This is a genomic window from Zhengella mangrovi (genome assembly GCF_002727065.1).
In the GTDB taxonomy this organism is placed as follows: domain Bacteria; phylum Pseudomonadota; class Alphaproteobacteria; order Rhizobiales; family Rhizobiaceae; genus Zhengella; species Zhengella mangrovi.
Window position 1 is genome coordinate 269,567 of the sequence record NZ_PDVP01000004.1, and the last position, 9,648, is coordinate 279,214.

Below are 9,648 nucleotides of genomic sequence, written 5' to 3' on the forward strand. Positions count from 1 at the left end.
ATGGAGACCTTTTTCCAGCAGGTCCTCGGCGGGATCGCGACCGGCGGCATCTATGCCTGCATGGCGCTCGCGGTGGTCATGATCTACCAGGCGATCCATCATCTCAATCTTGCCCAGGGCGAGATGGCGATGTTCTCCACCTTCATAGCCTGGCAATTGCTGCAATGGGGCTTTCCCTACTGGGCCGCCTTCGTGCTGACGCTGGGGATTTCCTTTGCCGGCGGTTTCCTGATCGAGCGGGTGGTGCTCAAGCCGCTGGAAAACGCACCGGTTCTCAGCCATCTCGTCATCTTCATCGCGCTCTACGCCATCTTCAACTCGCTGGCCGGCTTCATCTGGGACTTCACCGTCAAGCCGTTCCCGAGCCCGTTCGGCACCGCCGCGCTGTTCGGCGAGGGCCTGATCGGCGCGCACCAGGCCGGCATGATCCTGGTGACGCTGATTGTCCTGTTCCTGCTGTTCGCCTTTTTCCGCTACACCCGCGTCGGCCTGGCGATGCGGGCGGCGGCGGCCAATCCGGAGTCCGCCCGGCTGGTCGGCATCCGGGTCGGCACCATGGCCGCGCTCGGCTGGGGCATGGCCGCATCGATCGGCGCAGTGGCCGGCATCATGATCGCACCGGTGGTGTTCCTGGAGCCCAACATGATGCTGTCGATCCTGCTCTACGGGTTCGCCGGCGCGGTTCTCGGCGGACTAACCAGCCCGGGCGGCGCGGTGTTCGGCGGCTTCGCCGTCGGCGTGATCGAGAACCTGGCCGGCACCTACATTCCCGTGGTCGGCGCTGAACTGAAACTGCCCATCGCGCTGGCTCTCATCGTGGTGGTGCTGGTCATCAAGCCGAACGGCCTGTTCGGACGAACCGTGGTCCAGAGGGTCTGACATGACGGCACAGCAAGACATCGCCCTGCCGGCAGGGCGCGACAAGACAGCGGACCGCAAGTCCGGAACGGCCATGCTGCTGCTCTCGATCGCGGTGCTGGCGGTACTGTTCCTCTGTCCGCTGTTCCTCAAGAACTTCACCGTGTTCCAGCTAACCATGATGCTGATCTATGCCATCGCCATCATGGGCCTGAACCTGCTGACCGGTTTCAACGGCCAGTTCTCGCTGGGCCACGGCGCCTTCTACGCGATCGGCGCCTACACCACCGCGATCCTGATGGAGCATTTCGGCATCGCCTACGGCTGGACCATCCCGGTGGCCGGTCTCGTCTGCTTCGTCTCGGGCTTTCTGTTCGGCCTGCCGGCGTTGCGCCTCGAAAGCATATACCTCGCGCTGGCCACCTTTTCGCTCGCCATTGCCACGCCGCAGATCCTCAAGCTGTCGATCCTGGAAGAGTGGACCGGCGGCGTTCAGGGTATCGTGATCATCAAGCCCGATGCCCCGTTCGGCCTGCCCCTGTCGCAGGACCAGTGGCTCTACTACGTCACGCTCGGCACCGGGCTCCTGCTCTACTGGGCGGCGCGCAACCTGGTCAGAAGCCGGTCCGGCCGCGCGATCATGGCGATCCGCGACAACCCGGTCGCCGCGCGGTCCATGGGCGTCAACGTCTCGCTCTACAAGGCGCTCACCTTCGGCGTCAGCGCGCTGTTCACGGGTGTCGCCGGGGCGCTGGCCGCCATCGTGGTGCAGTTCGTCGCGCCCGACAGCTTCACGCTGGTCCTGTCCATCGCCCTGCTCGTCGGGCTGGTGGTCGGCGGCGTCGGCTGGCTGCCGGGTGCGCTGGCGGGCGGCGCCTTCATCGTTTTCGTTCCCAACATTGCCGAAGAGGTTTCCAAGGGCCTGTCGGGTGCAATGTACGGCCTCATCATGATCCTGCTGATCTACCTGATGCCGAGCGGAGCGGGAGGCCTGATCCGGACCTTGGCGGACTGGCAGAAGCGCCGCTGAACGGCGCCGAACAACAAGGGAGTGAAACGCATGAAGAAAGACCTGAGATATCTCGGAACCCTCGGCGTCGCCGCGGGGGCCGCAGTCTTTGCCTTCGCGGCCGGCGCGGCGGAAACCGGCGTGACGGACACGACCATCAAGATCGGCCTGGTCCAGCCCTTCAGCGGGCCGGCCTCGGCCTATTCGCAAATCGCCAAGACCGACCAGGCCTATATCAAGATGCTCAACGACACCGGCGGCGTCTGCGGCCGGCAGATCGACCTGATTGCCTACGACGACGGCTACAGCCCGCCGAAGACGGTGGAACAGACGCGCAAGCTCGTGGAGAGCGACGAGGTGATGTTCATCTTCAACGGCCTCGGGACGCCCACCAATTCGGCGATCCTGAAATACATGAACGCCAAGAAGGTGCCGCAGCTGTTCGTCGCCACCGGCGCATCGAAGTTCGGCGATCCGAAGGGACATCCCTGGACCATGGGCTGGCAGCCCAATTACGTCGACGAGGGCAAGATCTACGCGGCCTACATCCGCGAGAACCTGCCGGACGGCAAGATCGGTGTGCTCTACCAGAACGACGACTACGGCAAGGACTATCTCAACGGCCTGAAGGCGGGGCTCGGCGACAAGGCGTCGATGATCGTCGCCGAACAGCCCTACGAGACCTCCGATCCGACGGTCGATTCCCAGATCATCAACCTGAAGGCCTCGGGCGCGGACATCTTCGTCAATGTCGGCACACCGAAATTCGCGGCCCAGGCGATCAAGAAGGCCGCCGAGATCGACTGGAAGCCGACCCAGTTCCTCAACAGCGTGTCCAACTCGGTGGGCGCGGTGCTGAAGCCGGCCGGCCTGGAAGCCTCAACGGGCGTGATCAGCGCGGCGTACCTGAAAGACCCGCAGGACCCGCAGTGGAAGGACGATGCCGGCCTGAAGAAGTGGCACGACTTCATGGACAAGTACTATCCGGACGGCGACAAGACCTCCAGCTTCACCATCTACGGCTATGGCGTGTCGCAGACCCTCGAACACGTGCTGCGCTCCACCTGCGACGACCTCACCCGGGCAGGCGTGATGAAGGCGGCGGCCAACATCAAGGACCTGGAACTCGACGTCTCGCTGCCGGGCATCAACGTGAATACCGGCCCGGACGACTTCTACCCGCTGCAGTCCATGCAACTGGAAAAGTTCAACGGCGAGCGCTTCGAACTGTTCGGAAACGTGCTCGACGGCGCGTCGGCCAGCAACTGAACCGGCCCATGATGCACCGCCAGCCGCCCCGTGGCGGCGCGGCTGCATCCGCCCGGCCTGTTGCGGGGGCAGGCCGGGCGCCCCATCGCCCGCTTTCATTGGAACATGCCGTCGACCTGTCCTGCGCATGACCCGGCGGAAGTTCCCGGGGGGGGGGCGTCCCCCGTGTTTTCGGCTGCCGGCCAAGATCCGCCGGAGAAGCATAGGGGCCGCCGGCAGGGCGTGGAGATGTCTTGCGTCCCCAAGGTCCGGGCGAAAGGGCAGAGAGGCATCTGCGCCCTGTCATGCCGTGGGGGGTTGACTGTCGCCTGCTTGCCGGCGATCCCGCTACAGATGTTCGCGGTAGCGGCGCTCGATCTCCGTCTCGTTGAGGATCTCGATGTCCATGCCGGAGTGATCGCGCACGATCTCCGACAGGTTGGCTATCGGCCGTTCGCGCGGCCAGGTCGACGGGTCCCAGATGCCGGCGCGCATCGCCGCCTTCCCGCAGTGCGACATCACTTCCTCGACCGTGATCCGCAGCACCGTCTTCGGAACGCGCCCGTTCAGCGCGTGCCGGGCGCAAAGCTCCGGATCGTCGGAAATCTCCGCGCGTCCGTTGATCCGCATCGATTCCCGGACGCCGGGGATGAAGAGGATGAGCGCGACCTTCGGGTGCGCCAGGATGTTCAGCATCCCGTCGAGGCGATTGTTGCCGGGCCGGTCCGGGATGACGAGGTGCTTTTCGTCCTCGACGGCGATGAACCCGGCGTGGTCGCCCTTTGGCGAGGCGTCCAGCGATGTCCCGTTCGCGGTCGCCAGCACGGCGAAGGGGCATGCGCCGAGGAATTGCCGGGCATGGGCATCGATGTGGTCGATCACCTTGTGCGCGGCGGCGGGGGGGTGGGCATCCCCGTAGAGTTCGTACAACCGTTCCGGTGTCATTGCAGCAGCCTCCCTCCAGCGATCGCCCCGCCGGCAAGAGTATCACTTCCGGTGATTTTGGCACGCCCCGCGTTCGGGTGAACGGTCCGCGATGCACTTGAGCGAGATCAGGGCGCGCGGTTTCCGGCCATGGTCCGATACGCAAACCCGGTTGCGGAGGCGGACCCATGCGTTTCTTTCCGATTGCTCCCCTGATCGTCCTGCTGGCGGCGCTGCTCGTGCCGCTTCCCGCGACGGCGCAGGATCCGGCCGCGACCACGATACCGGTCAGCGTGTTCTGGAAACCCGGCTGTCCCTATTGCGTCCGCGCCAAGACCTATCTCGCCGCGCTGGCGGCCAGCGACGACAGCCTCCGGATCGAGTATCTCGACATCAGCGGGTCGGCCGAGGCGCGGCTCGGCTTCATCCGGGCGAGCGACTTTTTCGGCTACGATCCGCCGGGCGTCCCGCTCATCGTCATCGGCGGGCAGTCCATCCTCGGCTACGATTCCGACGGGACGACCGGCAAGGAGATCCTGGCCGCCGTGCGCGCCTGCCGGCGCGGTCCATGCCCGACGCTGGCCGCCCTTCTGGCCGGCGATGCAACCGGCGCGGAGCCCGCGGACGCCCCGAAACCGCCGCCGGCCACCGTGTCCGTGCCGCTCGTCGGCGAGATCGACCCCGGCACCTATTCGCTGCCGGCGCTGACCATCGTGCTGGCGGCGATCGACGGGTTCAACCCGTGCGCGATGTGGATCCTGGTGTTCCTCATCGGCCTGCTCGCCGGCATGCAGGACCGGTTGCGCATGTGGATCCTCGGCGGCGCCTTCCTGCTGACCTCGGGCCTCGTCTATTTCGGGTTCCTCGCCGCGTGGCTGAACCTGTTCCTCATGCTCGGCGCCATCGTCTGGGTGCGCCTTGCCGTCGGTGCCGTGGCGCTGGCCAGCGGAGCCTATTACCTGCGCGACTTCGTGAAGAACACGGCGGCGGAATGCGCGGTCACCAGCCCGCAGCAGCGCCTGCGCATCATCCACGCGCTCAAGGCCAGTGTCGGCGAGAAGCGCTTCCTGCTGGCGCTGGCCGGCATCATGGTGCTCGCGGCCGCCGTCAACCTGGTCGAGTTCTTCTGCTCGGCGGGCATTCCCGCCGTCTTCACCCAGGTGCTTGCCGTCAACGACCTGCCGGCCTGGCAGCACTACGCGCTGATCGGCCTCTACGTCGTTGTCTTCATGCTCGACGACGCGGCCATCTTCGTCCTCGCCATGTTCACGCTGGCCGCGACCGGCATGACGACCCGCTACCTGCGTTTCTCGCACCTGGCCGGCGGGATCGTCATGACCGCCATCGGCGTGCTGCTGCTTTTTGCGCCGGACTGGCTGGCCTTCGCCGGCTAGGGCCTGTCCGCCTGCCGGTCACCCGCGCGAAGGCCCGATCCTTGTGCCGTGGCGCGAAACCGGCAACCACTTTCCCTGGAATTTCTCTCCCCTTACCGCAATTCCGGACGCGAAACCGGCGTCCACTTTCGCTGGAATTGCTCTTTGGGCTACGCAATTCCGGACGCGAAACCGGCGTCCACTTTCGCTGGAATTGCTTGAACACCCCCGGATCAGAAGGGCGGGGCGTCGCGCTCCCTTTGACGGCGCTCGCGCAGGTCGCGCAGGCTTTCGATGACCGCGGCGACGGCGGGTTCGCAACACAGCGGCCGGCCGGACCGGCGCAGCGTGCCGCGCGGTCCGCCGGTGCAGCGGCGCCTGCGGCGGCATTCGCGGTGCGGGCAGTGGCGCCAGCGGCCCTCCGCCCAGGCGAAGGCCTTCTGCGTGGTGAAATCCAGCGGCGGGCGGGTTTCGCTCATCGGCGGTTCCTTTCGCTCGGGGCGGGAGGGGCGCAGCGACCTAGCCTGCCCTGCGGGCAGCCGTCCTCGCCGCCACGCCCGGTTTTTCATCCCGTCTGGCTCTTTGAAGGCTTCTGGTCTGCCGGCCGCACGTGTTGACGCGCAAGACCGGCAGCAGGACTGCCGATCGCACGTGTTCACGCGCAAGATCGGCAGCAGACAATATGCACGAGGGCGGGGCCCCGGCGTCGCCGGAGCGCATGCCTTATCGTGTGCAAGGCCTCCGGGGCCCCGCGCGGAGATTTGATGTCGCAGGCCGGGCATCACCGGCACACCCGCCCGCCTGCGCCTCTTCGGATCGCGCCGCCACCTCCGGACCTATGTCCTGCCGAGGGGCCTGTGGCATGATCCGGGCTTCGGGCAGATCACCTCCGCCCTTGCCGCAAGCCGGGCCCGTTCGGGACGCAATGCCCGGACCCCGCCGCTCCGCTTCCGCCGCGCCGGCCCGCGTGGCGGGCCGTCGTCTGCGCGACAGTGGGGCAAGGATAGGGAGAGGCGGAGAGGGTGTGGATAAAGAGGTGGTGAGGCGGAGCGTGGCGTAAAGGACGCGCCCTCTCTCCCCTTGAGGAGAGAGGGCGCGTCACCGCCTGCACCTGACCTGCGACTGTCAGCCGGTTCGCGCTCCCGTTGAAGGCAGCGCAGGAAGGGTAGCCGAGGGGCGAGAGGGTGTGGATAGAGGGGGGGGCTGGAATGTCCGCTTTGTGCCCTCAGTTCAGTCGTTCGCGATCCTTGACCCAGCTCTCATAATGGGCACGAAGCGGATTGTCGCAACCTGCTACAACAAGAATCTGTAAAGCTTTCTCGCCGGTGTCGAACTCGCTTTAATCCGCATATGGATGCGAGTTTCTTAAATCGGCGACCTAACCTCGCACGTCTTTCAGCAAGTTCAGGAGTTTGGACTCACCGCTAGTACCAGGCGGAAACTCTTCGGTGTTGAATTGAGCGTCCTTTAACGGCACTTTCTGCATAAAATTATCAATTGCATTTCGATCAACCGTACCGTTAGGGGTTCCATGAAGTTCAAAAACGTGGGCGTAGGCACGCATGAAGGCCCGGAAGCCGTTCGTCCGGTTCAACATGTTGCCCCGGTCCTGGTTAGACCACGCATCCGGCCAACGCTCCTTGACTGCCGAAAAGTAGTCAAAGACAGCTTTCACGATCTTCACATCATCCTCGTCAACAAAGAGGTTTCGGAAAGGAAGCTTGTCGAGTTCACTTGCTTCTGCTCGCTCGAGTCTCTCACCCCGAAGCAACTTGTCGCGATCACCTTTGGGATCAGACGAAACGTACCGCATTAGCGCCTCCACAAATGTGGCTTGCGAAATCGGCTCGAAGCTCCGGCCGTCAGTCGCGACGCCCAAGCGCTTGATCCTCTTGTAGAATGGGCTCTTTTCGTCCTGATCCAGTACCACTGCCACATTATGGCAGGTCTTTTGTGGGCTACGGGACTTGGCCAACGAATAAAGGTCGTATGCCAAGCTCTTGTTTACCTTCTGCTGTTCAAGGTTCACAGTCGCGAAAATATGGGCCTGATCAGCAATGTCCGCGCCGACAAAGATGGTGACAGGAAGGTCGAACTTTTCTCCTTCGAACCCTCGCAGCCCCGCGATTCTATGTTGGCCATCTAAAACGCGTGCAATATTTCGGATCGGTATTTCAGGTCGATCGCCGTCACGTGGTACGTTCGACAGGTAGATGAGCTTCTTCTCTTCGTCGTACGCCGCAAAGCGTTCCTCGACTGCAATAATGATTGCTGTCGGGAACGACGCGTCGAAGAAATTTACGTACTTCTGAAGTCCTGAAACACGCGAGTTAATCAAAGGTCTCTGTATTCCGAGGTAGCGCTCAACATCCCGGTCTTCTTGCAAGACCCGCCGGACATCAAAAAATGTAATCTTTACTAACTCATCGTAAGGCACTTTCGCTAAAAAAACATCACCTATTGGCTGCTCTGCCTTGAGGCACTCGAATTGCAGTGTGATGGGATCAGGGTCGACCAAGTCCATCTGTTCAGTCATTTTCATGTTCCCATTGTTTCATCAGGTCTTTTGTGTCTTCTCCGAATGCTCTTGTAGTGTTCTCAAGGTTCAGGCGATACACAGACACGCAGAAGAAACAAGAAAGTGTAAATCCGTACATAATCGTCGAAACCGCAAACAGAGATTCCCTGTCAAGATTTATTGGAAAATTATTAACTGTATTCGCGCGCATCAGTCCAAAGAAAATCGCTGAAAACACGCAGGTAAAAACAGAAATAATGACAAACCAAAAACCATATGGGAACTGAATCGATTTGATGTGCGGAAATCTACCGCCGCCCTCTTCAGTCGTGCCTTCCTCCCCATATTTCTTGGTGATCGAATATATCAACGGGCCAACTAGTGCAGACGAAAACAGGAAAAACTCTCCATTTTCTACAAATTCCTTAGCATGCTGCCAAAATTCCTCTGCGAAACCCACCCGCACGATTATTGGGTACAACCATATTGGCAAAAGAGAAAACATGGTGGCGATCAGGAGTTCTACGCCTGCCGCCTTTAAAGAATCTCTGTCCGAGTTAATAAGTTGGCCGTAAACTGGAATCTTGGTGAACATCCAGCGCGCCCAAACCCAAAATTTGCGCATATCATACCGCCAGATTAAATTTTATAAGCAGTTCAGTTGTTTGTTTCCGGTGGCTCGCGGGACCTGAGATGACGGAATACCGGCTGACTTCGATTTGCTGTCCCTGTCCGTCATATAGTTCCTTAATCGATTCATGGTTCGCGTTGCTCACCAAGACCATCGCTCCTCTTTCCACAGCGCGCGCTATAGCATCCCTCAGTCGCAATTGGTCGGCCCACGAGAATATGTTGTCATTATACTTCACGAAACCATTCATGTTGTGGGCTACCGTGTACGGTGGGTCTACGTAGACCAAGTCACCTCTCGCGGCTTCATCGATTACAGGTTCGAAATCGCTCACACGAATGTCTGCACACTTCAAGGCCGCTGAGCACTCAGCAAAGGTTTCGTCTGGAAAGACAACAGATGTTTTTGTTCCAATCGGAACGTTGAAGTCCCCGCGCTTATTAACTCTGTACAGGCCGTTAAAACACGTTCGATTTAAATATAAAGTCCTCGCTGCACGTTCCAAACTCGTTTTTGGCACGTTCGCCCGCACGTCATAGTAATGATTCTTGGAGTGATTTTGGTGATGGACTTTTAGAAGCTTAAGAATACCATCTGGATCATCGCGTAATGCTTGGTATAGTTCCACCAAATCGGCGTTCAAATCAGACAGCACTGCACGTTCGGGCTGAAGAGCGAAAAAAATAGAACCACCACCGAGGAAAGGTTCGAAATACTTGCCAAACCTTTCCGGCAGGTGTTTCTGCAGTTCAGGGAATAGCCACCGCTTTCCACCTGCCCACTTGAGAAACGGCATTATTTCAATACGCTTTGGCGGGTTCACGGCTCAACAACCAAATTCCTTCATTTTCTGTTATGTTAGACCTAGAAGAACTCACTTCACAACCTCAAAAATCGGTCGTTCTGGTACAGTCTATGGGTCAGTTCCGCCAAGCAGTTACACCATTTTTTTTGGAGTTTTCAATTGCGGTGACCTGCTCCCCTGAGATGTCCCCGATTTTAGGTTAGCCTGTTCCTGGAATAAGGAGACAGGCAATGAAGCGATCACGGTTCTCGGAAGAACAGATCATCGGCATCTTGAAGGAGC

Annotated in this window: 9 protein-coding genes; 4 read left to right on the forward strand and 5 right to left on the reverse strand. The window is 60.7% G+C overall.

Going from position 1 to position 9,648, the window contains the following annotated elements; genetic code table 11:
* From CSC94_RS10255 to CSC94_RS10265, 3 genes are read left to right on the forward strand one after another with little or no spacing between them, the layout of a single operon-like run.
* Window positions 1–879 carry a branched-chain amino acid ABC transporter permease gene (locus CSC94_RS10255; protein WP_099306233.1) on the forward strand — a complete coding sequence of 293 codons (879 nt, stop codon included), beginning with the start codon at window positions 1–3 and terminating at the stop codon, window positions 877–879.
* A gap of 1 nt (window position 880) precedes the next feature.
* The gene (locus CSC94_RS10260; protein ID WP_099306234.1) at window positions 881–1,888 is read left to right on the forward strand and encodes a branched-chain amino acid ABC transporter permease; all 1,008 of its coding nucleotides are present in this window, start codon (window positions 881–883) and stop codon (window positions 1,886–1,888) included.
* A 30-nt stretch (window positions 1,889–1,918) separates the two neighbouring features.
* Window positions 1,919–3,136, forward strand: coding sequence for an ABC transporter substrate-binding protein (locus tag CSC94_RS10265; protein ID WP_099306235.1), 1,218 nt, complete (start codon window positions 1,919–1,921; stop codon window positions 3,134–3,136).
* 327 nt (window positions 3,137–3,463) lie between these two features.
* Here CSC94_RS10265 and CSC94_RS10270 read toward each other — a convergent pair whose 3' ends face one another.
* Window positions 3,464–4,060: an MSMEG_1061 family FMN-dependent PPOX-type flavoprotein gene (locus tag CSC94_RS10270; protein ID WP_099306236.1), complete on the reverse strand. Its 597-nt coding sequence runs from the start codon at window positions 4,058–4,060 to the stop codon at window positions 3,464–3,466.
* Window positions 4,061–4,227: 167 nt separating this feature from the next.
* On the opposite strand from CSC94_RS10270, the gene CSC94_RS10275 reads away from it, so the two are divergent.
* On the forward strand, window positions 4,228–5,433 hold the full coding sequence (locus tag CSC94_RS10275) for a glutaredoxin family protein (RefSeq protein ID WP_099306237.1): 1,206 nt from the start codon (window positions 4,228–4,230) through the stop codon (window positions 5,431–5,433).
* A 212-nt stretch (window positions 5,434–5,645) separates the two neighbouring features.
* Here CSC94_RS10275 and CSC94_RS10280 read toward each other — a convergent pair whose 3' ends face one another.
* The 4 genes from CSC94_RS10280 to CSC94_RS10295 form a co-directional block, all read right to left on the reverse strand.
* The gene (locus CSC94_RS10280) at window positions 5,646–5,891 is read right to left on the reverse strand and encodes a hypothetical protein (protein ID WP_099306238.1); all 246 of its coding nucleotides are present in this window, start codon (window positions 5,889–5,891) and stop codon (window positions 5,646–5,648) included.
* An 899-nt stretch (window positions 5,892–6,790) separates the two neighbouring features.
* Entirely contained in the window at window positions 6,791–7,948 is a 1,158-nt protein-coding gene (locus CSC94_RS10285; RefSeq protein WP_205853273.1) for a DGQHR domain-containing protein, read from the reverse strand.
* Window positions 7,941–8,525 (reverse strand): hypothetical protein, encoded by a 585-nt coding sequence (locus CSC94_RS10290; RefSeq protein ID WP_133122865.1) that lies wholly within the window; start codon window positions 8,523–8,525, stop codon window positions 7,941–7,943. Before CSC94_RS10290 ends, CSC94_RS10285 begins: the two co-directional genes overlap by 8 nt.
* A 31-nt stretch (window positions 8,526–8,556) precedes the next feature.
* Window positions 8,557–9,384 (reverse strand): DNA adenine methylase, encoded by an 828-nt coding sequence (locus tag CSC94_RS10295; RefSeq protein WP_245408313.1) that lies wholly within the window; start codon window positions 9,382–9,384, stop codon window positions 8,557–8,559.
* Window positions 9,385–9,648 lie beyond the last annotated feature (264 nt).